The 21414-nt window shown below is 66.8% G+C and carries 22 protein-coding genes and 1 tRNA gene; 15 read left to right on the top strand and 8 right to left on the bottom strand.

From position 1 onward, the window contains the following. Positions 1–2 precede the first annotated feature (2 nt). The 6 genes from KHC24_RS00290 to KHC24_RS00265 all read left to right on the top strand — a co-directional run bounded on the left by KHC24_RS00290 (position 3) and on the right by KHC24_RS00265 (position 4994). Complete coding sequence (locus KHC24_RS00290; RefSeq protein ID WP_213358455.1) at positions 3–875, top strand: branched-chain amino acid ABC transporter permease; 873 nt, start codon at positions 3–5, stop codon at positions 873–875. Continuing rightward, positions 859–1614: an ABC transporter ATP-binding protein gene (locus KHC24_RS00285; RefSeq protein WP_213358454.1), complete on the top strand. Its 756-nt coding sequence runs from the start codon at positions 859–861 to the stop codon at positions 1612–1614. The genes KHC24_RS00290 and KHC24_RS00285 overlap by 17 nt, the downstream gene beginning before the upstream one ends. A 5-nt stretch (positions 1615–1619) precedes the next feature. Then, complete coding sequence (locus tag KHC24_RS00280) at positions 1620–2342, top strand: ABC transporter ATP-binding protein (protein WP_246545993.1); 723 nt, start codon at positions 1620–1622, stop codon at positions 2340–2342. A 9-nt stretch (positions 2343–2351) separates the two neighbouring features. Continuing rightward, positions 2352–3239 carry a polysaccharide deacetylase family protein gene (locus KHC24_RS00275; RefSeq protein WP_213358452.1) on the top strand — a complete coding sequence of 296 codons (888 nt, stop codon included), beginning with the start codon at positions 2352–2354 and terminating at the stop codon, positions 3237–3239. An 84-nt stretch (positions 3240–3323) separates the two neighbouring features. Then, positions 3324–4433 carry a DmpA family aminopeptidase gene (locus tag KHC24_RS00270; protein WP_373878574.1) on the top strand — a complete coding sequence of 370 codons (1110 nt, stop codon included), beginning with the start codon at positions 3324–3326 and terminating at the stop codon, positions 4431–4433. 33 nt (positions 4434–4466) lie between these two features. Next, entirely contained in the window at positions 4467–4994 is a 528-nt protein-coding gene (locus KHC24_RS00265; RefSeq protein ID WP_213358450.1) for an Lrp/AsnC family transcriptional regulator, read from the top strand. Positions 4995–5070: 76 nt separating this feature from the next. On the opposite strand, the gene KHC24_RS00260 is transcribed toward KHC24_RS00265, so the two are convergent. The 6 genes from KHC24_RS00260 to KHC24_RS00235 form a co-directional block, all read right to left on the bottom strand. Further along, positions 5071–5832, bottom strand: coding sequence for an SDR family oxidoreductase (locus KHC24_RS00260; protein ID WP_213358449.1), 762 nt, complete (start codon positions 5830–5832; stop codon positions 5071–5073). Positions 5833–6099: 267 nt separating this feature from the next. After that, positions 6100–6837, bottom strand: a complete 738-nt coding sequence (locus KHC24_RS00255; RefSeq protein ID WP_213358448.1) for a proteasome-type protease — start codon at positions 6835–6837, stop codon at positions 6100–6102. Between the two features lie 80 nt (positions 6838–6917). After that, positions 6918–7754: a transglutaminase family protein gene (locus KHC24_RS00250; RefSeq protein ID WP_213358447.1), complete on the bottom strand. Its 837-nt coding sequence runs from the start codon at positions 7752–7754 to the stop codon at positions 6918–6920. Positions 7755–7823: 69 nt separating this feature from the next. Then, the gene (locus KHC24_RS00245; protein WP_213358446.1) at positions 7824–8768 is read right to left on the bottom strand and encodes an alpha-E domain-containing protein; all 945 of its coding nucleotides are present in this window, start codon (positions 8766–8768) and stop codon (positions 7824–7826) included. 12 nt (positions 8769–8780) lie between these two features. Next, positions 8781–9404, bottom strand: a complete 624-nt coding sequence (locus tag KHC24_RS00240; RefSeq protein ID WP_213358445.1) for a LysE family translocator — start codon at positions 9402–9404, stop codon at positions 8781–8783. A gap of 124 nt (positions 9405–9528) precedes the next feature. Next, positions 9529–10950 (bottom strand): circularly permuted type 2 ATP-grasp protein, encoded by a 1422-nt coding sequence (locus KHC24_RS00235; RefSeq protein ID WP_213358444.1) that lies wholly within the window; start codon positions 10948–10950, stop codon positions 9529–9531. A 206-nt stretch (positions 10951–11156) separates the two neighbouring features. Between KHC24_RS00235 and KHC24_RS00230 the strand changes: the two genes are divergently transcribed. Beyond that, positions 11157–11897 carry a competence/damage-inducible protein A gene (locus tag KHC24_RS00230; RefSeq protein ID WP_213358443.1) on the top strand — a complete coding sequence of 247 codons (741 nt, stop codon included), beginning with the start codon at positions 11157–11159 and terminating at the stop codon, positions 11895–11897. 104 nt (positions 11898–12001) lie between these two features. Here the strand turns inward: KHC24_RS00230 and KHC24_RS00225 are convergent, their stop codons facing one another. Continuing rightward, a complete protein-coding gene (locus tag KHC24_RS00225) occupies positions 12002–13444 on the bottom strand; it encodes a DUF1254 domain-containing protein (protein ID WP_213358442.1) in 1443 nt (480 codons plus the stop codon). 314 nt (positions 13445–13758) lie between these two features. Between KHC24_RS00225 and gpt the strand changes: the two genes are divergently transcribed. From gpt to KHC24_RS00195, 6 genes are all read left to right on the top strand, one after another. Continuing rightward, positions 13759–14262 carry a xanthine phosphoribosyltransferase gene (gpt, locus tag KHC24_RS00220; RefSeq protein WP_213358441.1) on the top strand — a complete coding sequence of 168 codons (504 nt, stop codon included), beginning with the start codon at positions 13759–13761 and terminating at the stop codon, positions 14260–14262. A gap of 11 nt (positions 14263–14273) precedes the next feature. Further along, on the top strand, positions 14274–14801 hold the full coding sequence (locus KHC24_RS24885; RefSeq protein ID WP_246545955.1) for a hypothetical protein: 528 nt from the start codon (positions 14274–14276) through the stop codon (positions 14799–14801). An 80-nt stretch (positions 14802–14881) separates the two neighbouring features. Beyond that, positions 14882–15292 (top strand): DoxX family protein, encoded by a 411-nt coding sequence (locus tag KHC24_RS00210; protein WP_213358440.1) that lies wholly within the window; start codon positions 14882–14884, stop codon positions 15290–15292. A 110-nt stretch (positions 15293–15402) separates the two neighbouring features. Then, positions 15403–17112 carry a formate--tetrahydrofolate ligase gene (locus KHC24_RS00205; protein WP_373878573.1) on the top strand — a complete coding sequence of 570 codons (1710 nt, stop codon included), beginning with the start codon at positions 15403–15405 and terminating at the stop codon, positions 17110–17112. A gap of 38 nt (positions 17113–17150) precedes the next feature. After that, positions 17151–17237, top strand: a tRNA-Leu gene (locus tag KHC24_RS00200). A gap of 74 nt (positions 17238–17311) precedes the next feature. Then, complete coding sequence (locus KHC24_RS00195) at positions 17312–18007, top strand: HAD-IA family hydrolase (protein ID WP_271180572.1); 696 nt, start codon at positions 17312–17314, stop codon at positions 18005–18007. 23 nt (positions 18008–18030) lie between these two features. Here KHC24_RS00195 and KHC24_RS00190 read toward each other — a convergent pair whose 3' ends face one another. Continuing rightward, complete coding sequence (locus tag KHC24_RS00190; protein WP_213358439.1) at positions 18031–18933, bottom strand: LysR family transcriptional regulator; 903 nt, start codon at positions 18931–18933, stop codon at positions 18031–18033. Between the two features lie 121 nt (positions 18934–19054). Between KHC24_RS00190 and KHC24_RS00185 the strand changes: the two genes are divergently transcribed. Further along, positions 19055–19732 carry a L,D-transpeptidase gene (locus tag KHC24_RS00185; protein WP_213358438.1) on the top strand — a complete coding sequence of 226 codons (678 nt, stop codon included), beginning with the start codon at positions 19055–19057 and terminating at the stop codon, positions 19730–19732. A gap of 417 nt (positions 19733–20149) precedes the next feature. Continuing rightward, positions 20150–21337: a septal ring lytic transglycosylase RlpA family protein gene (locus tag KHC24_RS24880; RefSeq protein WP_213358437.1), complete on the top strand. Its 1188-nt coding sequence runs from the start codon at positions 20150–20152 to the stop codon at positions 21335–21337. Positions 21338–21414 lie beyond the last annotated feature (77 nt).

The following is a 21414-nucleotide window of genomic DNA, read 5'->3' as shown; positions in this document are numbered from 1 at the left end:
GCATGCTCGATTTCGCCATCTACTGCCTCACCATCGTCGCCGTCTGGTCGGTGCTCGGCCTCAGCCTGAACATCCAGTTCGGCCTTACCGGCCTGGTCAATTTCGGCCAGATCCTGCCCTTCGGCCTCGGCGCCTATGCCGCTGCGCTCGCCGCGCAGGCGGGCATGCCGTGGCCGGCCGGCGCCGCGCTCGGCCTCGCCTTCGCGGTGGTCGTCTCGCTGCTGGTGCTGTTGCCGGCGCGCCGGCTGTCGCAGGACTACTGGGCGCTGATCACGCTGGGCGCCGGCGAGCTGTTCCGCCTCACCGCGCTGAACGCGCCGGCCCTCGGCGGCGCCGACGGCCTCACCGTGCCGCGCTTCGCCGATCCGCATCTGGCGCTCGCCTGCGCGCTGGCGCTGATGGCCGCCGCCTGGTTTATGGCGCACCGCATCGCCCGCTCGCCGTTCGGGCGCATGCTGAAGGTGCTGCGCGAGGACGAGGTGCTCGCCGCCACCCTCGGGCGCAACCCGGTCACCTACCAGCGGACGGTGTCGATCATCGGCTGGGCGATGGCGGCGGCGGCCGGCGTGCTCTACGCCCACATCGTCGGCTATGTGTCGCCCAGCAGCTTCACCGTCACCGAGACCTTCATCGTCTGGACGGCGCTGATCCTCGGTGGGCCGGGCAGCACTCTCGGCGTGGTCATCGGCGCGGCGGCGGTGCAGCTGCTCAGCGTCTCCTCGCGCTTCGTCGCCGGCTGGATCGACCTGCCGGCCGACGTGCTGGCCAATGGCCGGCTGGCGCTGTTCGGCCTGGTGCTGGTGCTGATGTTCCTGTTCCGCCCGCAGGGTCTCATTCCCGAGACCAAGGAGGTCCGCGATGCTGAGCGTCACTGACGTCTCGCTGTCCTTCGGCGGCTTCCAGGCGCTGCGCGCGGTGTCGCTCGAAGCGGCGCCGGCCAGCATCACCGGCATCATCGGGCCGAACGGTTCCGGCAAGTCGACGCTGCTCAACATCGTCGCCGGCGTCTATGTGCCGGATGCTGGCGCGGTGACGCTGAACGGCCGCCCGCTCGCCTATGGCAGGCCGGAGCTGGTGGCGGCGGCCGGCATCGGCCGCACCTTCCAGGTGCCGCGGCTGGCGCACCGGCTCACCGTGTTTCAGAACATGATGGCCGGCGAGCGCGACCAGGCCGGGGAGGGGGTGTTCAACCTGTTCCTGCGCCCCGCCGCGGTGGCCTCCCGCGAGGCGGAGATCGCCACCCGCGCCGAGGCGATGCTGAAGCGCCTCGGCCTCGCCCACAAGGCAAACGATTATGCCGGCAGCCTCTCCGGCGGCCAGCAGAAGCTGCTCACCATGGGCATGCTGCTGATGTCCGATCCCGCCGTGCTGCTGCTCGACGAGCCGGCGGCCGGCGTCAACCCGGTGCTCATCGAGCAGCAGGCGGCGCTGCTGCACGAGCTGAAGGCGGAAGGGCGCATCGTGCTGCTGATCGAGCACAATATGGAGATGATCGCCAATGTCTGCGACCGGGTGTTCGTGCTCGACGCCGGCGAGTTGATCGCCTCCGGCACTCCCGCGGAGATCCGCGCCAATGAGCGGGTGGTGCGCTCCTATCTCGGCATGCCGGCGTGACCGCGATGACCGATGTGCTGATCCTCTCCAATCTCACCGCCGGCTACGGCCCGGTCACCGTGCTGGACGACCTCTCGCTCACCCTGCGCGCCGGAGAGGTGGTCGCCGTGCTCGGCGCCAACGGTTCCGGCAAGTCGACGGTGCTAAAGACCGCGATGGGGCTGACCAAGGTCCGCTCCGGTTCGATCACCCTCGCCGGCCGCGACGTCACCCGCTTGCCGGCGCATGGCCGCGCGAGCGCCGGCCTCGGCTATGTGCCGCAGACGCGCAACGTCTTCGCCGATATGAGCGTCGCCGATAATCTGCGCATGGGTGCCTATCTGCGCCCCAGGACCTTCGAGCAGGAGGTGGAGAAGGTCTTCGCCCTGTTCCCGCGCCTGAAGGAGCGTCGCCGCGCGCTTGCCGGCAACCTCTCCGGCGGCGAGCGCCGCATGCTCGCCATCGGCTCGACCCTGCTGCTCAATCCCTCGGTGCTGCTGCTCGACGAACCCAGCAGCGATCTCGCCCCGGCCACCGTCGACCTCGTCTTCGAGGCGATCGCCGATGTGCACAAGCGGCTTGCCATCCCGATCCTGCTGGTCGAGCAGAACGTCACCAAGGCGCTCACTCTGGCCAATCGCGTCTGCGTGCTGGTGCGCGGGCGCGAGGCGCTGGACGCGCCGGTCGCCGAGGTGGATACCCATGACCTGCATGCGCTGTTCCTCGACGGTGGCGTGCGCACCAGCTGAGGAGCCGCGATGATCGCCAATCCGCCCCCCTGGCCGAATGGCGCCCGCTGCGCCGTCGCCTTCAGCTTCGATGTCGACGCCGACAGCGTCGTGCATGCCGCGCACCGCGCCGGCGCGCGCGATCTGCCGCAGGCGCTGGCGCATATGCGCTACGACCCCTTCGTCGGTACGCCGCGTCTCGCCGACATGTTCGCCCGCGCCGGCGTGCCGCTGACCGCCTTCGTGCCGGGCTGGGTGATCGAAACCTATCCGGCTGCCATCGAGACGCTGCTGAAGGCCGGTGCCGAGCTCGGCCATCACGGCCATTTCCACGAATGGCCGAGCAAGCAGACGCGGGACGAGGAGCTTGCCACGCTGCGGCGCGGCAGCGAGGCCATCGAGCGCTTTTGCGGTGCAAAGCCGAAGGGCTACCGCGCGCCCTATTACGGCCTGTCCCGCGCGACCTTCGATCTCCTGATCGAGGAGGGATTCGCCTATGATTCCTCGCTGTTCGCCGACGATATCCCGATCCTGCTCGACAATGGCCGGGGTAGCCTCGTCGAGCTGCCGGTGCCCGCTTCGGTCGACGATTACAACCAGTACGTTTCTGCCCGTGCCTTCGATTATCTGATGAAGATCTCGCCGCCCTCGCAGGCGCTGGCGGTGTTCCGTGAGGAGTTCGACGCGTTCTGGGAGCTCGGCGGCCTGTTTGTGACGGTCTGGCACCCGGCGGTCAGCGGTCGCCCGGCGCAGGCGCTCGCCATCCGCGCCCTCATCGAGCACATGCAGGCCAAGGGGGACGTCTGGTTCGCGACACTCGCGGAGGTTGCCGGCCACGTTCGCGCGCTGGAAGCCGCCGGCACATGGTCGCCCCGCATCGAGAAAACCCCATTTCACATTAGAAACATTCTTGAATAATTTAGGTCTATCCTATTGATTGCATAGGAGTTTCTTATGCTGCGGCGCATTTCATATTGCGTAGATTTCGTCTACTAGTTGTCTATGAATTCATACCATTTCACCCCCTCGGGTCGGCCGCGCGCGCGCGGCTACGCCATAGCTTTCGATGGCGTGCCGGGGACGAACAACGCCATCACCGATGTGCCCGGCGTTTCCGTCGGTTACGCGACGCTGATCGAGGGCGAGGGACCGTTATCGGTCGGGCAAGGGCCGGTGCGGACCGGCGTGACCGCTATTCTGCCGCGTTCCCGCGATCAATTGGCGCTGCCGGTATTTGCCGGAGTGTTCAGTGCCAATGGCAATGGCGAGATGACGGGGGCGCACATCATCGAGGAGATCGGCGCCTTCAGCTTTCCGCTCACCATCACCAACACCCATAGCTGCGGTCTCACCCGCGACGCTACCCTTGCCTGGATGAATGCCCGCGCGCCGGGCGTGATGGAGGAGGCCTGGGGTCTGCCGGTCGCTGCCGAAACCTATGATGGTTTCCTTAACGACATCAATGGCTTCCATGTGAAGCAGGAGCACGTCTTCGCCGCCATCGACAGCGCCGTCGAGGGGCCGATCGAAGAGGGCAGTGTCGGCGGCGGCACCGGCATGATCGCTTTCGGTTTCAAGGGCGGTTCCGGCACCGCTTCGCGCCGCGTCGAATGGGCGGGGGAGATCTTCACGGTCGGTGCCTTCGTGCAGGCGAATTTCGGCCAGCGCCGCAATCTGATGATTCGCGGCCGCCGCGTCGGTGACGAACTGGCCGAGCCGGCCATGGTCGAGCGCACGCCGCGCATGGAGAAGGGCTCGATCATCGCGGTGGTCGCCACCGATGCGCCCTTCCTGCCGCACCAGCTCAAGCGCCTGGCCCGCCGGGTGCCGCTCGGCGTCGCCTGGACCGGCGGGCTGGGCTACCACTCTTCCGGCGACATTTTCCTCGCCTTCTCCACTGCCAATGGCGCGGCGGCCGCCGGCGCGCGCGGGCGGCGGCTCACAGTGGATTTCGTGCCGGAATCCGACATCGATCCGTTTTTTGACGCATTGGTGCAGAGCATTGAAGAAGCGATCCTCAACGCGATGGTCGCCAACGACGATATGACGGGGCGCGACGGTAATTTTGTACCGGCTTTGCCGAAGGATTGGTTGAAACGTAGTTACGGTTGATTGCGGCGCTGGGCGCCAAAGAAAGGGGAAGCCATGGCGAGCGACAAGCTGGACGCGGTGGATGTACGTATCCTCGCCTTGCTTCAGAAGAATGGGCGAATCAAGAAGGTCGAGCTCGCCTCCGCCATCGGCCTCTCGCTGAGTTCCTGCTGGGACCGGCTCCAGAAGATGGAGCAGGCCGGCTATGTGCGCGGCTATCGCGGCGAGATCGATCTCGGCCGATTGGTCAAGACAGAACTCATCTTCACCACCCTCACATTGCAGCACCATACCAGCGCGCACTTTGCCCGCTTCGAGCAGGTGGTGAAGACCATCCCCGAGGTCCTGGCCTGTCACGCGGTGGGCGGCGGTATCGACTACATCCTACACGTCATCGCGCTTAACATAACCCATTACCAGGAAATAATAGACGATTTGCTAACCCGCGAGATCGGCATCTCCGTCTATTTCACCTATGTGGTGACCAAGACGGTGAAGCGCTTCGAGGGCTACCCGATTGCCGAGCTTCTCGATGTCTCCCTGGAGGCGGAAGAGCCGCCGCGCCAGCGTCGCGGCGGCTGACGCCCAGGTCAGTCGCGCTCCCAGGTCAGTCGCGCTCCCAGGTCAGTCGCGCTCCCAGGTCAGTCGCGCTCCCAGGTCAGCCGCGCCCGACGAAGGGAGCGGCGCTCGCCATGACCGTCATGGTCAGCACGTTGGCGTCGAGCGGCAGGCTCGCCATATAGGCGACCGCCCGCCCGGCATGGACGGGATCGAATACCGGCTCGACCATGATCTGGCCGTTGGCCTGCAGGATGCCCGACTTCATCTTCGCCGCCATGTCGGTGTCGGCATTGCCGATGTCGATCTGGCCGCAGGCGATGTTGTGGGTACGTCCCTCCAGCGCCACCTGCTTGGTGAGGCCGCTCACCGCATGCTTGGTGGCGGTGTAGGGCGCGGTCAGCGGCCGAGGCGCATGCGCCGAGATCGAGCCGTTATTGATGACGCGCCCGCCCTTCGGCTGCTGTGCCTTCATCAGCCGGATCGCCGCCTGGGTGCACAGGAACACCCCGGTGAGGTTGACGTTCACCACCCGCTGCCAGTCCTCGAACGGCACGTCCTCGATCGGCGCCCCCGGCGACCAGCCGCCGGCATTGTTGAACAGCAGGTCGAGCCGGCCGAAGCGCGCCGCCACCTCGGCGAACAGCGCGTCGACCGCTGGCTTGTCGCTGATGTCGGCGGGAAGCACGTGGGCGGCCGCGCCGATCTCCGCGGCCAGCGCCTCCAGCGGCTCGCGCCGGCGCCCGGTCAGCGCCAGCGTCCAGCCATCGGCGGCGAGCGCCAGGGCCGCGGCCTTGCCGATGCCGGTGCCGGCGCCGGTGACGAGGGCGATCTTCTGGGGAGCGGCGGGGATGGCGATCATGGCTTTCCTCGTTCAACCGGACGTCGGGCCTGTTTCTCTACAGGAGACATGGAACCCTAAGGCTTCCGTGGTCGTTATTACGGCAAGACGGGTTAAATTTTACGGAGGACGCAAGCAATGCCTGCTATTCTGATGTGGTTGATCGGCATTCCGATCCCGATCATCATCCTTCTCTATCTTCTCACCTGATCGTAGACGATCGGTACACTTTACATCGCGTCAGAAAGGCCCGGCTGGCACCAAATGTCGCCGGGCCTTTCCATGTGGTCAGCGGTAGGGCGGGCGCGGAATATTGTTATGCGCCGCCCGCAACGCCGCCGACCAGCGCTCGCGCAGATCGTGGAAATACGGCTCGCCCGGCTCGATGCGGTAATTGAGTTCCGACTGCCCGGCGTCGCGGCGCGCCAGCAGGATGTCGATCGGCATGCCGACCCCGAGATTCGAGCGCATGGTCGAATCCATCGATATCAGCCCGAGCTTCAGCGCATCATAGAGATCGGTGTTGTAGGTGACCGAGCGGTCGAGCACCGGCTTGCCGTATTTGTGCTCGCCGATCTGCAGGAACGGCGTGTCCGCGGTGCATTCGATGAAATTGCCGGCGGCGTAGATCATGAACAGCCGCAGCCGCCCGCCATTCACCTGGCCGCCGAACAGGAACGACACGTCGAAGCGCACATCGGCTTCCTTCAGGCCCTCGGCATAGAGGTCGTGGACATGGCGGATGGCGCGGCCGACCAGCTGCGTCGCGCGGAACATGCTGGAGGCGCCGACCAGTGTGTCCTTCTCGCCGGTCTCCGGATTCTCGAGCCCTTCCTGCAGCGTCGAGATCACCGCCTGCGAGATCGAGAGATTGCCGGCGGTCGACAGCGCCATCACGTGCCGGCCCGGCTCCTCGAAAATGTGCAGCTTGCGAAAGGTCGAGACATTGTCGAGCCCCGCATTGGTGCGGGTGTCGGCGATCATGACGAGACCGTCGCGCACCAGGATTCCGCAGCAATAGGTCATTTCAGGCACGTCCCCCGGCGCACGCGCGGCGCATGTTTATGGCGCGTCCTTATAGCGGGACGCTTCATGGGCGGGCAATATCAGCCCTGGATCTGGCGGCTGGATTGATCGACGGTGAGCGCTACCGACAACACCTCGTCGCCGCCGCCATAGCGGTTTCCGCGTACCGGCGCGGCGCTCAGATAATCGAGGCCGACGGCGACGCGGACATAGGCGTCGGTCGGGCAGAGATCGTTGGCGGCGTCGAATCCTACCCAGCCCAGCCCCTCGATATGCACCTCCGCCCAGGCGTGGCCGGCCTGGTGCCCGGCGCCCTGCTCGGCATGGGCGCCGTCGCCGACCAGGTAGCCGCTGACGTAGCGGGCCGGAATGCCGAGATGGCGGGCGCAGCCGATGAACACATGCGCGAAGTCCTGGCAGACGCCGCGCTTCAGCGCGAAGGCCTCGGCCGCCTTGGTGGAGACGATGGTCGGATCGGGATCGTAGGCCATCTCCTGCGCCAGCCCGCTCATCAGCTTGTGCAGCCGGGTGAGGCGATCCGGCTCGTCGCCGGTTGCCGCCTCGGCGAATTTCCGCATCTCGGCACTGGAGGCGGTGAGCTCGCTGTCGCGCAGGAACAGGCTGGGCGGGAAGCGTTCCACCGTGCCGCGTACCACGCCGGAGGTGTCCTGCGTCTCGATCTCGCCGTCCACCGTCACCCGCAATTCGGAGAGCGGCCCATCGATGGCGAAGGTATGGGTGAGGTTGCCGAAGGCGTCCTCATGCGCCTGCAACCGGCAGCTTTCCGAGACGTCGATGCGCCAGGCGACGACATATTGCCCGTCATGGCTGCGCGGGGTCAGCCGCAGGATCTGGATGGCGCCGTTGGCCGGCGGATCATAACGATAGACGGTTGCATGGCTGACATGGATACGCATGGAAACACCGTTGCGGCGCGGAAGGCGAGCACAGAAGGCGGCAGGCACGGGCGGGGCGGGCGGCCTCCGCTACAGCAGATACTGCTCGGTCACCGTCGCGCCGAGGCGGTTGTTCTCGGAAACGAAGATCTCGATATATTCGTGCAGGCCGGTCTGGAACACGTCGTCCATCCGGCTGTTGGACAGGCGGGTAAACGTGGAACGGGCGAGCCGCTGCGCGGTTCCCTGCCGTCCATAATAGGCGGCTATGTCGTCGAGATAACGCGAAATATTCTGGTAGCAGCTGGTCAGCGAGCGCGGCATCTGCGCGTTGAGGATCAAGAGGTCCGCCACCAGCCACGGCTTCACGCTCTCGCGGTACACCCAGTGGAACGAGGTCAGCGCCGAGACCGAGCGCAGGATCGACGACCACTGGAAGTAGTCGAGCGGCCCGCCGACATGCTCGCTGTCCGGCAGCAGCACGTGATACTTCACGTCGAGGATGCGGGCGGTGTTGTCGGCGCGCTCGACATACATGCCGACGCGCGAGAACCAGAAGGCGTCGTTGCGCAGCATGGTGCGGTAGGCGGCGCCGTCGAAGCGTAGCGAGGTCTCCTTCACGAAGGAGAGGAAGCGCGCCAGCTCCTCGCGGGTCATGTCCTTGGTGGAATAGCGCTTCAGCTCCAGCCAGGCGGTGTTGATGGTCTCCCACATCTCGATGGTCAGCGCGGTGCGCACCGAGCGGGCATTGGTCCGGGCGATCTCGAAGCAGTTGCGGATCGAGGAGGGGTTTTCCGGCGCGAAGGCGAGGAAGTTGATGACGTTCTGCTCCGTCGCATCCTCGCCGTGCAGCTGCTTGAACTGCTCGGCGCAGCCGGCGGTGAGCAGCGCCGAGCGCCACTCATTGGTCGAGCCGCCATAGGCGACGGGCAGCTGGGCGAGGCGCTGGGTGACGTCGAGCAGGCGGGCAAGGCAGTCGGCGCGCTCCATGTAGCGGGCGAGCCAGTAAAGATTGTCGGCGGTACGTGACAGCATGAGACCCGCGCCTTATTTGGCGTTGCGCCAGGCGAGCGTGGCAAGGCCCGCCCCGATGAGAAGGGAGCCGCCGATGCGGTTGACCGCGACGACGACCGAGGAATTGGAGATGGCGCCGCGCAGTTTCCCGGCCACCAGTGCGTAGCCGAAGGCGTTCGCCGCCGCCAGCACCAGGAAGGTGGTCTCGAAGACCAGCATCTGGCCGAGCATCGGCCGCGAGGTGTCGAGGAACTGCGGCAGGAACGCCACGAAGAAGGTGATGCTCTTGGGGTTGAGCGCGGTCACCAGCCAGGCATGGGCGAGCATTTTCAGCGCGCGGCCGCCGCCTTGCGCCGGAGCGACCAGCGGGCTGGCGCCGGCGCGCCACAGCTTGATGCCGAGCCAGATCAGATAAAGCGCGCCGATCCATTTCAGCACGGTGAACAGCGTCGCCGAGGTGGCGAGCAGCGCGCCGAGGCCGAACATCGACAGCGTCATCGCGGTGAAGTCGCCGAGCGCCACGCCGGCGGCGACGGGAAGGGCGACCTTGCGCCCTTGCCCGAGCGCATAGGAGACGACGAGCAGTATGGTCGGCCCGGGAATGAGCAGCAGCACCGCCGAAGCGGCGACGAAGGCTAGCCAGGTCTCGATGCTCATATCCGTGCCTCCCCGATCCGTCTTGCCTTCTACCCCTCTCCCCGACGGGGAGAGGGGTAGGGTAAGGGGGCTCACCGTTCGCCGATCCGGCCGAACCCCTTACCGCGATGGGCCTGCCGCCGTCTCAGCTCTCCTCCAGCACCCAGGTGTCCTTGGTCCCGCCGCCCTGGCTGGAATTCACCACCAGCGAGCCGGCCTGCAGCGCCACCCGCGTCAGCCCGCCCGGCACGATGCGAACCCGGTCCGAGCCGGTCAGCACGAAGGGGCGCAGGTCGACATGGCGCGGCGCGATGCCTTCCTCGACCAGGGTCGGGCAGGTGGACAGCGCCAGCGTCGGCTGGGCGATGAAGTTGTTCGGATCCTGCTTCAGCTTGGCGCGGAACAGCTCGATCTGCGCCTTGTCCGCGCGCGGGCCGATCAGCATGCCGTAGCCGCCTGAGCCGTGCACTTCCTTCACCACCAGCTCGTGGAGGTTGTCGAGCACGTATTTCAGGTGGTCGGCCTCGCGGCAGCGCCAGGTCGGCACGTTCTTCAATATCGGCTCCTCGCCGAGATAGAAGCGCACGATCTCCGGCATGTAGCTGTAGACCGCCTTGTCGTCGGCCACCCCGGTGCCTACCGCATTGGTCAGCGTGACGTTGCCGGCGTGATAGGCGCTCATCAGGCCGGGCACGCCGAGCACGCTGTCGGGGCGGAAGGCGAGGGGGTCGATGAAATCGTCGTCGAGCCGGCGATAGATCACGTCGACGCGCTTGGGCCCCTCGGTGGTGCGCATATAGACGATGTCGTTCTTGATGAAGAGATCGCGCCCCTCCACCAGCTCGACGCCCAGCTTGTCGGCGAGGAAGGAGTGCTCGTAATAGGCCGAGTTGAAGATGCCCGGCGTCAGCACTGCCACCACCGGGTCGCTGGTGGCGGTCGTCGGCGCCAGCGATTTCAGCGTCGCGAGCAGCTCGTCGGCATAGTTCTCCACCGGCGCGACGCGGTTCTCCGCGAACAGCTCGGGGAACAGCCGCATCATGATCTCGCGGTTCTCCAGCATGTAGGAGACGCCGGAGGGCGTGCGGGCATTGTCCTCGAGCACGTAGAAGGTTTCGGCGTCTATACGGACCACGTCGATGCCGGCGATGTGCACATAGAGATCGTGCGGCACCTTCTGGCCGTTCATCTCCGGGCGGAACACCGGGTTCTGGTAGACGAGGTCCTCCGGCACGATGCCGGCGCGCAGGATCTCGCGCTTGGAATAGACGTCCTTGATGTAGAGGTTCAGCGCCTTGGTGCGCTGCTCCAGCCCCTTGGAGAGCCGGGCCCATTCGCCGCCGGTCAGCACGCGCGGGATGATGTCGAAGGGGATCAGCCGCTCCTGGGCATCGCTGTCGCCATAGACGGCGAAGGTGATGCCGATCTTGCGGAAGATGAACTCCGCTTCCTTGCGGCGATGGTCCAGCACGTCGGGCGGAACGTTGCTCAGCCAGCGGGCGAGGGCGGTGTAGGCGGCGCGGACTGAGCCGTCCGCATTGGTCATTTCGTCGAACGCGACGGTCATCGTGAAAGCTTCACTCCCCAACTCAGGCAAGTTAGCTACAAACGCCGTGCCAGCGGAAGAGGGGGTGAAGTCGCTATGGCGATATTGCGCGGAATGGTTTCCTTTTGCCCAAAACGCAGGCGTCGTGCCCTTGCCTCAAGCGAGCTTTGCGCGCATGTGCGGCAATGGCGACGCCCGCTGCGGCGCGAGGGACGGGGAATCGGTGGATGAGCACGCAGGAAGCGGTCACGGCGAGCATTCTGGTCATTGGCGACGAGATCCTGTCCGGGCGCACCAAGGACAAGAACATCGGCTACATCGCCGAATATCTCACCGCCATCGGCGTCGACGTCGCCGAGGTGCGGGTGGTGCCGGACATCGAGGACGAGATCGTCGCCGCCCTGAACGCGCTGCGCGCGCGCTACACCTATGTGTTCACCACCGGCGGAATCGGGCCGACCCATGACGACATCACCGCCGATGCGGTGGCGAAGGCGTTCGGCGTCGAGATTTCCGTGAATGCGCAGGCGCGCGCCATGCTGCTGGAGCGTATCCCCGAGGCCGACCTCAACGAGGCGCGGCTGCGCATGGCGCGCATCCCGCACGGCGCGGCTCTGGTCGCCAACAAGATCTCCAAGGCGCCGGGATTCTGGATCGGCAATGTCATCGTCATGGCCGGGGTGCCCTCGATCATGCAGGCGATGCTGGACGAAGTGGCGCCGCAGCTGAAGACCGGCCAGGTGATGCTGTCGGAGACGGTGCGGGCGGATGCCAAGGAAGGCGATGTCGGCGGCCCGCTCGGCGAGATCGCCAAGGCGCATCCCGGCGTGTCGATCGGCTCCTACCCCTTCGCCGACGAACTCGGCCGGCCGAACACCAACCTGGTGGTGCGCGCCCGCGAGCCCGCTCTGCTGGCGGCGGCGATGGCGGACGTGCAGGCGATGCTGGCGGCACGGAAGGCCGGGTGAGGGGATGCCCGCAGTGGCTTTTCGACCGACTGCGGACATCAGCGGAACCAGCGACGTTCCCGCCTCGACCACGCGAGGGGTGAGGCGCACGCAACCTGCCTCTGCTACGACGCCTGCTTCACGCCCGGCGGTTGCCATGTCCCTTCGCCCGGCGGCAGGATCGAAGGCGGCGTAGGCTTTGGCCAGTATAGTCGCATCACGAGATAGATTTTGTCATCCGGCGCCGGCAGCCAGTTTGCTTCCTTATCCGCGCCGGGGCTGTCTTTTTGAATGTACAGCGTCAGCGAGCCGTCGGCGTCCTGCTTCATCGCCGGCAGCATCGGAGAGTTGATCAGGTAGCGATTGATCGGATTCTTGACCAGGAACTGGCTCTTGGCATCGTACATCGTGACCGACCAGAACGCATTCACCGGCGGCAACTGACCAGGCGCGAAGGTGATGGTGTATTTGTGCTTGCTGCCATCGAGAGGTTCGCCGGTCGCGTCCGTTCGGGTATAGGGGTACATGGCCTCCACGGCATCGTTCCCCAGAAGGCCGCCCTTTGCAGCACCGGCCCGCATCAGCCAATCGCCGTTGTAGAAGGCCTCGTCACCAAAGAACGAGCCGACATTCCAGCCGTTAATGTTCTTGTTTCCGCTGTCCAGCCATTTTACGACCTTCTCGTCACCTTGCTTCATCCCCACCAGGATTTCGGCCTTGTGTTCCAGCGGCAGATCCTTGAACGCGAAGGTCTTGCCGGGACCGATGCCGATCTTCGCAAGTTTCGCGCGAACGGGCTCGTCCCTCGCGGTCGCCGGGACGAATTGCAGGGCTGCGTCGAGATACTGGAAGAAGTTATCCTTGATCCCGGCGGTGGTGGCAGGAAGAAACTCGATCTTCGGCGCGGCGGGGGGTGCCGAATGCTTAAGAAAGCCGGAGAGCGGCTGCGCCTTGTAGCCGGCCTGAATTTTCTCGACGTTGGACATGTCGTCGGGATTGAAGAGCTGAGTGCGGATAAGAGCGAGCGCGAACGGCGTCGTCGATCGGAAGGCCTTCCGGATTCCCGTGGGGATTTCACCTTTCCAATCGGGGCCGGCCACCAGATAATCGCCCGGCTCGGTGCCGGTGGCGCGCGTGCCGATATAGCCAAAATTATAGGTGTTGCCGTCGATGAGCTGGACGGCGTAGTAGCGGCCCTTTTCGACCGTCGGCACCGAGACGACCATAGGTTCGGCGCGCAAATCCAGCCAGACGAACGAGTACGGAGTGTCGCTGTTCGGCGTGATGACGGCCGTATCTTCGGGGGTGGCGACGTGGTGCTGGTTGTTGATTTCGTTGAACGGAGCCTTGAACTGCCCGGAATTCCTGTCGACGGCGAATTCTTGCATAACCGCATAGTTCATCACCAGCGGCAGGCCATAGATGAACCCTTCCTCGGCGATATTCTTGGCCTCCAGCAGGTTGGGCCATTCAGCCTTGTCCTGCGCCATTGCCGGGGCGGACTTCGCCGCCGTGGCGGCGAGTGCAGCCACCGCGGCAGACCGCAGCAGATCGCGCTTTGTAAGCATTTGAACAACTTCCTTGGATTGGCAGCTTGTGATCGAGCGCTGGTAGTGTGGTAGCAGAAGAGTACCCGGCCTCTCCGAGGATTGACACTGCAGCGGCCGAGAGAGCCCCGCTTGAATGTCCGCCATCCACCGATGTCGTCGACCGGGGGCACGGCTTGATGACCGTCCTCGGATCGGCTTCGCCGGCGATACCGTCCGCCTCTGCCCTCCTATCCTGTTGAGCTCCCCACGATTCCCCCTTCATCCCCGCCTCCGCACCGGCTATTGATCGCGCCGAGGCGGCGGACAGGCGGTCCGCCTCAGGAGGCACGATCATGTCCGATGAGCGCCAGAAGGCGTTTCCCGTCTCGTGGGACCAGTTCCACCGCGACGCCCGCGCACTCGCCTGGCGTCTGTCCGGCTTCGGCCCGTATGAAGGACTGGTCTGCATCACCCGCGGCGGGCTGGTGCCGGCGGCCATCGTCGCTCGCGAGCTGGGGTTGCGGCTGATCGAGACCGTCTCAATCGCCTCCTATCACGACTACAAGAACCAGGGTGAAACGCTGGTGCTGAAGCCCATCGCCCAGTCGGTGCTGGATGCGGCGGGCGAGGGCGGCAAGGGCCTGCTGGTCATCGACGATCTTGTCGATACCGGCTCGACCGCGCGGCTGGTGCGCGCCATGCTGCCCAAGGCGCATTTCGCCACCGTCTACGCCAAGCCACTCGGGCGCGACGTCATCGATACCTTTATCACCGAAGTGAGCCAGGATACCTGGATCTACTTCCCCTGGGACATGGGTCTGTCCTTCCAGCCGCCCATCCGCGACGGCGTCGCCTGAGGAGAACTGCGATGAGCGGCAATGATTTCCACGGAAACCCGCCGGAGGACGGCGACGAGGGCTATGACGAGGCCTATGAGGCCCATCGTGCCGCGTTGTGGGACATGCTGATGGCCTATGCCGACCAGCACGACCTCGCCGACGGCTTCCTGTCCGATCTCGTCTCCGATCTCGGCCTGTCGCTGCGCATGGTCGCCTATGCGGCCGAGACCGAGCGCCCCTCGGTCGGCGGGCTGCGGCTCGACCTCGATCGCTATGCCCGCGAGATGGGCGAATCCGTGCGAGAGGCCAAGAAGGGCGCCGGTGAGTTCATCGCCGAGGCCAAGGCCGCCCGCGATGCGGAGGCCGCGGCGGAAGGCGAGGCTGCGGAAGGCGAGGTTGCGGAAGGCCTGGCGGCGGAAGGCGAGACCACCGTGCCGGAGCCCGAGGCCGACGCCGAGGAGGTCCCCGAGGTCGCGGCGGAGAGCGCCGAGACGGCCGCTTCGCCGGAGAAGACCGCGGCACTCACCGGCGCGCGCGCCTTTCCCCGTCGCCAATAAAGCCGGCGTGGCATCTCGCAAACCGCGGGTGGTTGCGGTATGCGGAGGTGTTTCACAACCTATGCCATAGAGCCTCTCCCATGACGCCTGCCCTCGTTTCCGCGATCCTCCGGTCGCCGGCCACCTTCCTGTTCGCGCGCGTGCTGCTGGTGGTGCCCTTCCTCGGCAGCGGCATCGCCAAACTGGTCGATTTTCCCGGCGCGGTGGCGGAGATGGCGCATTTCGGCCTCAACCCGCCCTGGCTCTATGCCGTGGCCACCATAATCACCCAGCTGGGCGGCTCGGTACTGATCCTGCTCAACCGCGCGACCTGGCTCGGCGCCGGTGCGTTCGGCATCTTCACCGCGCTCACCATCCCGATCGCCCATCATTTCTGGACGATGGAAGGCATGCAGGCGCAGATGGAGTTCTTCTTCGTGGTGGAGCACATCGCCCTCATCGGCGGCATGATCCTCGTCGCCATCCTCGGCGAGCGCACCCGTGCCGCCTAGGCGGTGCCGGCGATCGCGGAGCAGGAACCGGGCGGCCTTTCGTTCGACGGCCTTGAGCCGGCCGGCCTGGACATGCTCTAAGGCGCGGAACTGAGTGAGCAGGAACGGTGATGGCAGGAACGGCGATGGAGCGCGGCGCACGTAAGGTCGATCCCAAAAGCGACGCGGCGATCGCCGCTTCGGTGACCCCACAGCCGATCGAGGAGGTCGGCGCCCGGCTGGGGCTCGATCCGCGCGTCCTGTTCCGCTACGGGCACATCAAGGCCAAGATCGCGCTGGAGGCGGTGCATCCCGCCGAGGCGAAGGCCGACGGCAAGCTCATTCTGGTCACCGCCATCAATCCGACCCCCGCCGGCGAGGGCAAGACCACCACCACCATCGGCCTGGGCGACGCGCTGGCGCGCATCGGCAAGAACGTCGCCATCGCGCTGCGCGAGCCGAGCCTCGGCCCGGTGTTCGGCTCCAAGGGCGGCGCCACCGGCGGCGGGCGGGCGCAGATCATCCCGATGCAGGACATCAACCTGCATTTCACCGGCGACTTCCATGCCATCAGCGCCGCCCACAATCTGCTCGCCGCGACAATCGACAACCATATCTACTGGGGCAACGCCCTCGATATCGACGCCCGCCGCATCAACTGGCGCCGCGTCGTCGATCTCAACGACCGCGCGCTGCGCCATGTGACGGTGGGCCTCGGCGGCCCGCCCAACGGCTTCCCGCGCGAGGATGGCTTCGACATCACCGTCGCCTCCGAGGTGATGGCGATCTTCTGCCTCGCCCGCTCCTTCGACGATCTGGAGGAGCGGCTCGGCCGCATGGTGGTGGCGCACACCCGCGCCCGCCACCCGGTCACCGCTGCCCAGCTGAAGGTGACCGGCTCGATGGTGGCGCTGCTGCGCGACGCCTTCCAGCCCAATCTGGTGCAGACGCTGGAGGGCACGCCCGCGCTCGTGCATGGCGGCCCGTTCGCCAATATCGCCCATGGCTGCAACTCGGTGGTCGCCACCCGCACCGCGCTCGGCCTCGCCGACTATGTGGTGACCGAGGCCGGCTTCGGCGCCGATCTCGGGGCGGAGAAGTTCCTCGACATCAAGTGCCGCCAGGGCGAGATCGCCCCATCAGTGGTGGTGATCGTCGCCACCGTGCGGGCGCTGAAGATGCATGGCGGCATCGCCCAGAAGGACCTCGGCCCGGAAAACCCGGCGGCGGTCCGGGCCGGGGCCGGCAATCTGGTGCGCCATATCGAGAACATGAAGTCCTACGGCCTGCCGGTGGTGGTGGCGATCAACCGCTTCACCTCCGATACCCCGGCCGAGATCGCCGAGATCGAGCATGCCTGCGCCGCCGTCGGCGCCGAGGTGCATCTGTGCAGCCATTGGGCGGAAGGCTCGGCCGGCGCCGTCGGCCTCGCCGAGGCGGTGGTGCGGCTCGCCGACGGCCCGTCCGATTTCAAGGTGCTGTACAAGGACGACCTGCCGCTGGTGCAGAAGATCGAGACCATCGCCCGGCGCATCTACCGCGCCGGCTCGGTCGCCTTCGAATCCACCGCGCTGAAGAAGCTGGCCGATTTCGAGGGCATGGGCTATGGCGACCTGCCGGTGTGCATGGCGAAGACGCCCTACAGCTTCTCTGCCGATCCGGGCCTGCGCGGCACCCCGTCCGGCTTCGTGCTGCCGGTGCGCGACGTGCGGTTGTCGGCCGGCGCCGGCTTCGTCGTCGCCCTGTGCGGCGATGTGATGACCATGCCCGGCTTGCCGTCGCATCCAGCGGCGGAGAACATCTATGTCGACGAGACCGGCTTCATCGCCGGCCTGAGCTAGGGCCGGCCCGGCGCAGCGATGCCGGGCTGGCGTTTTCGGCGGACGTGGCGAAACTGGTAGACGCACGAGACTTAAAATCTTGCGCCCTTAAAGGCTTACGGGTTCGAGTCCCGTCGTCCGCACCACTCATCGCGCCGGCGCCGTCCGGCGGGTGTCCCCATTTTGATCGCGCGCTGCGGCCCGCACAGGAGTGCCTGGAGTGTTCGACCGGAATTTCGGCGCCTTCCTTTTCGACATGGACGGGACCGTGCTCACCTCCATCGCCGCGGCCGAGCGGGTGTGGACGCGCTGGGCGCAGCGCCATGGCCTCGACGTCGCGCGCTTCCTGCCGACCATTCACGGCGTGCAGGCGGTCGACACCGTCCGCCGGCAGGCGCCGAACCTTCCCGGCATCGACATCGCGGCCGAGACCGCCTGGGTGACGCAGGCCGAGATCGAGGATGTCGACGGCATCGCGCCGATCCCCGGCGCCGTCGCCTTCCTGGCCGCGCTGCCGCCGGAACGCTGGACCATCGTCACCTCGGCGACGCGCGAACTGGCGGCAGCCCGGCTCAGGGCGGCCGGCCTGCCGCCGCCGGCACGGATGGTGTGTGCCGAGGACATCACGCGCGGCAAGCCGGAGCCGGACGGCTATCTGCTCGCCGCCGAGCGGCTCGGCGTCCGCCCCGAGGATTGCCTGATCTTCGAGGATGCCCCGGCGGGCATCGCCGCGGGGGAGGCGGCCGGCGGCACGGTGCTGGTGATCACCCAGACCCATCACCAGCCGCTCGAGACCACACACGCGACGGTGCACGACTATCTCGGCCTCGCCGCGACCGTCGCCGCCGACGGCTCCCTGCGCCTCACCTGCCACACCGCAGGCGACCGGGCAGGGAAGGGGCCGGCCTCGCGCTGAACAGCCGGGAGCCGGCGAGGGGCTCAGTCGATCCCGTCCACCGCCTTCAGCCGCGGCACGATGAAGTCGATGAAGGCGCGCACCGCCGGGCGCAGGAAGCGGGTCGAGGGAAAGCTGATGAACAGCTCGCTCGGCCTCGCCTCATAGTCCGGCAGGATGCGGACCAGCTCGCCGCGCGCGAGTTCGTCGGGCACCAGCAGCGTCTGCACCGGCCCGGGCCCGTGCCCGGCCTTGAGGCTGCTCACCAGCACCTGCGCCACATTGGTGCGCAGCAGCAGGCGCACGGCCAGCTCCTGGATATGGCCGTCCTTGATCAGCATCAGCTGGTCGCGTTCCGACAGCGCACCGGCCGTTGCCACCAGCGGCCGCGCCGCCAGTTCCTCCGGCGTGTCGATCGGGCCGGCCGCCGCGAGATAGGCGGGGGAGGCGACCAGCACCCGACGAACCGTGCCGATCCGGCGGGCCACGATGTCCGTTCCCTCCGGCCGGCCATAGCGCAAAGCGAGGTCGAAATTCTCGTAGACGAGGTCGACCGTCCGGCCGTCCAGCACCAGGTCGGCGCCGATGCCGGGATGCGCGCGCTGGAATTCGAGCAGCAGCGGATGCAGGCACTGGGCGCCGATGCAGGCGGGCGCGAACAGCCGCAGCGTGCCCTCGATCCGGCCGCTGTCACGCTGCACGCCCTCCAGCGCGGCGTCGATGGAGGCCAGCGCCGCGCGCGAGACCTCGAACAGTGCCTGTCCCTGCGCCGTCGGGCGCACGGCCCGCGCCGAGCGTTCAAGCAATCGTGCGTTCACATGTCGTTCGAGATTGCGCAGATGCTTGGTCACCGCCGGCTGCGATATGTCGAGATCGCGTGCCGCGCCGGTTACCGATCCCTTCTCGACGGTGCGGATGAAGGCGCGCAGGGCCAGAGACAGGTCCATCGTTCTCCCGGGGAGTGTCATATCCGAAAGTTATGATCACAATCGCATCATAGCATATGGACATGGCTGCGACCATGAGGCTTTCTGCCTCGCATCAGCTCAGTCGAGGTTCTCGAGAATCATGCCGCTTACCCGTCGTGCCGCGCTCATTGGTGCCCCCCTGTTTCTCGCCGGCTGCGCGACGCAGGGTCGTCTGCCGGCCCCGACCGCCGCGACCCCTTCCATCGATCCGCGCTGGGCGGCCATGTATGGCCCGGTGGAGGGAGAGCCCTTCCCGGTGCCGGCGGTGGACATTTCCGAGATCGATCCGCAGTTCCTGCGGCAGGAGGTGGCCTATCGCGGCGCCGAGCCGGCCGGTACGCTGGTGGTCGATCCCAACCGGCGCTTCCTCTATCTGGTGCGCGAGGGCAACCGGGCGATCCGCTACGGCGTCGGCGTCGGCAAGCAGGAAGGCTTCAACTTCCAGGGCGAGGCGACCATTGCCCGCAAGGCCCAGTGGCCGCGCTGGACGCCGACCCCGGCGATGATCGCCCGCGAGCCGGAGCGCTACGGCCCCTATCGCGACGGCCTGGCCGGCGGGCCGACCAACCCGCTCGGTCCGCGTGCGCTCTACCTCTACAAGGACGGCCGCGACACGCTGTATCGCCTGCATGGCACCACCGAGCCGTGGTCGATCGGCACCATGGTCTCCTCCGGCTGCATCCGGCTGCTCAACCAGGACATCATCGATCTCTACCGCCGGGTGCCTACCGGCTCGCGGGTAATCGTGCTGCCGGCCGGAGCCGCCGGCGTCGCCTGACCTGAACGAGACAGGACAAGGGGGGAGGGTGGTGCGGACTGTGCCCTGCCATCCCTGCCTCTCCGTAGCGTGCAGTTCCCCGCTGCCCACGGCGCGTGTCCGCTGTGGATACGCGCGAAACGCCATTGGCAACGCCCGGCGGCTCTTTCACGATGTTGCCGCGTTCCTGCCGTCAGCCTGTCAGCTGGTGGCCGCTCAGCCTTGAAAACACAAGGCTTCCCTGAACGGCAGCTTACCGTTTGTTTACCATATTGTAATGTGCGCCGCATTTCCGCCGTACTCGGACAGCCTCCTGTGGCATAAGGAGTGGGGGATCGGGTGAATGGCCCGGTGTCCCGAATGTGGGTTTGCATCCGCGAGTATTCGGCGCCCGCCTCAATCGGTGTCGCCGCGGCTGCCAACAGAACGGTCGGGTGCATGGGGCAGGAATCGGCTCTGGATCGAGTTGCCGGCAAGTCGTCGGTGCGGGTGGTTTCATCGGGCCTTTCGGGGGTCTGCCGCGTCGCGGTGCTTGTCGGGGCCGGCCTGCTGGTCGCGAACTGCACGGCTGAGAACAAGCTCACCAGCAAGATCGATCCCAAATATGGCGTGGCCGCCAGCCCGCGCGTGGTGAAGCCGGGTGATCCGGTTCCCAAGGGTGGCGGTGCCTATCGCGTCGGCAAGCCCTACACCGTCGCCGGGCGCGTCTATACCCCCGCCGAGAACAGCAAATACCGCTCCGAGGGTCTCGCCTCTTGGTATGGCGACGATTTCCACGGTCGCCTGACCGCGAATGGCGAAGTGTTCGACATGCACTCCATCGCCGCGGCGCATCCCACGCTGCCGATGCCGAGCTATGTGAAGGTCACCAATCTCGCCAATAGCCGCTCGATGGTGGTGCGCGTGAACGATCGCGGCCCCTATCACGGCAACCGCGTCATCGACGTTTCCTCGCGTGCTGCCGACCTGCTCGGCTTCAAGCGTTCCGGCACCGCCCGCGTGCGGGTGGAATATGTCGGCCGCGCGCCGCTCGAAGGCTCCGACGACATCCAGCTGGCGTCGACGCTGCGCGAGAACGGCAAGCAGGTCATCCCCACCACCATGCTGGCCTCGGCTGGTTCTGTGCTGCCCCGCATGGCCGCGCCGGCGCCGACCCGTGTGGCGGTCGCCAATGTTCCGCTGCCGCCGAGCCGTCCGTTCGAGCTCGGCGAGCCGAGCGCCGAGGATGTCGCCGAAGCCCCGGTCGCCGGGCCGGTGGTGGCCAGCGCCTATTCCGTCAATCCGGTGCGCGTCGCCGCCCGCCCGGCGCAGCAGGCGGCGGCCGTGGTGGCCCCGCCCGTTCCGGCGCCGCAGCAGGTTGCCTTCGCGCCGCTACCTCCGAAGCCGGCAGCCAGGCCGGTGGCGGCTGCCCCGGTTGCGGCTCAGCGGCCGGTCGCCGCGGCGGCTCCCGTCGCCAAGCCGGCTCCCGTCCGTGCCGCTCCCGCCACCGCTCCGGCGGCGGTCGCCCAGATGGCGCCGCAGCCGACCCGGCAGCAGTCGCTCGCCGCTGCCGGCTGGGTGGTCGGCGCGCAGCCGGCGATGAGCTACTCCTCCCAGGGCGCGACCAGCGGCCAGGGCCTCTACTGATCTCCTTTGCGGTTGGGTTGCCGCGCGTCGCCGCAAGGGTCTGATTGCCCCTGGCGGCGACGGCTGCTAACTGTTCC

The sequence above is a fragment of the Ancylobacter defluvii genome (assembly GCF_018390605.1).
GTDB classification, from domain to species: domain Bacteria; phylum Pseudomonadota; class Alphaproteobacteria; order Rhizobiales; family Xanthobacteraceae; genus Ancylobacter; species Ancylobacter defluvii.
Note: the sequence above shows the minus strand (reverse complement) of the source record. Positions and strands in the feature narration are given on the sequence as shown.

Coding starts and splice junctions, on each gene's coding strand:
- KHC24_RS00290 (WP_213358455.1), top strand. CDS start 3: ATGCTCGATTTCGCCATCTACTGCCTCACCATCGTCGCCGTCTGGTCG.
- KHC24_RS00285 (WP_213358454.1), top strand. CDS start 859: ATGCTGAGCGTCACTGACGTCTCGCTGTCCTTCGGCGGCTTCCAGGCG.
- KHC24_RS00280 (WP_246545993.1), top strand. CDS start 1,620: ATGACCGATGTGCTGATCCTCTCCAATCTCACCGCCGGCTACGGCCCG.
- KHC24_RS00275 (WP_213358452.1), top strand. CDS start 2,352: ATGATCGCCAATCCGCCCCCCTGGCCGAATGGCGCCCGCTGCGCCGTC.
- KHC24_RS00270 (WP_373878574.1), top strand. CDS start 3,324: ATGAATTCATACCATTTCACCCCCTCGGGTCGGCCGCGCGCGCGCGGC.
- KHC24_RS00265 (WP_213358450.1), top strand. CDS start 4,467: ATGGCGAGCGACAAGCTGGACGCGGTGGATGTACGTATCCTCGCCTTG.
- KHC24_RS00260 (WP_213358449.1), bottom strand. CDS start 5,832: ATGATCGCCATCCCCGCCGCTCCCCAGAAGATCGCCCTCGTCACCGGC.
- KHC24_RS00255 (WP_213358448.1), bottom strand. CDS start 6,837: ATGACCTATTGCTGCGGAATCCTGGTGCGCGACGGTCTCGTCATGATC.
- KHC24_RS00250 (WP_213358447.1), bottom strand. CDS start 7,754: ATGCGTATCCATGTCAGCCATGCAACCGTCTATCGTTATGATCCGCCG.
- KHC24_RS00245 (WP_213358446.1), bottom strand. CDS start 8,768: ATGCTGTCACGTACCGCCGACAATCTTTACTGGCTCGCCCGCTACATG.
- KHC24_RS00240 (WP_213358445.1), bottom strand. CDS start 9,404: ATGAGCATCGAGACCTGGCTAGCCTTCGTCGCCGCTTCGGCGGTGCTG.
- KHC24_RS00235 (WP_213358444.1), bottom strand. CDS start 10,950: ATGACCGTCGCGTTCGACGAAATGACCAATGCGGACGGCTCAGTCCGC.
- KHC24_RS00230 (WP_213358443.1), top strand. CDS start 11,157: ATGAGCACGCAGGAAGCGGTCACGGCGAGCATTCTGGTCATTGGCGAC.
- KHC24_RS00225 (WP_213358442.1), bottom strand. CDS start 13,444: ATGCTTACAAAGCGCGATCTGCTGCGGTCTGCCGCGGTGGCTGCACTC.
- gpt (WP_213358441.1), top strand. CDS start 13,759: ATGTCCGATGAGCGCCAGAAGGCGTTTCCCGTCTCGTGGGACCAGTTC.
- KHC24_RS24885 (WP_246545955.1), top strand. CDS start 14,274: ATGAGCGGCAATGATTTCCACGGAAACCCGCCGGAGGACGGCGACGAG.
- KHC24_RS00210 (WP_213358440.1), top strand. CDS start 14,882: ATGACGCCTGCCCTCGTTTCCGCGATCCTCCGGTCGCCGGCCACCTTC.
- KHC24_RS00205 (WP_373878573.1), top strand. CDS start 15,403: ATGGCAGGAACGGCGATGGAGCGCGGCGCACGTAAGGTCGATCCCAAA.
- KHC24_RS00190 (WP_213358439.1), bottom strand. CDS start 18,933: ATGGACCTGTCTCTGGCCCTGCGCGCCTTCATCCGCACCGTCGAGAAG.
- KHC24_RS00185 (WP_213358438.1), top strand. CDS start 19,055: ATGCCGCTTACCCGTCGTGCCGCGCTCATTGGTGCCCCCCTGTTTCTC.
- KHC24_RS24880 (WP_213358437.1), top strand. CDS start 20,150: ATGGGGCAGGAATCGGCTCTGGATCGAGTTGCCGGCAAGTCGTCGGTG.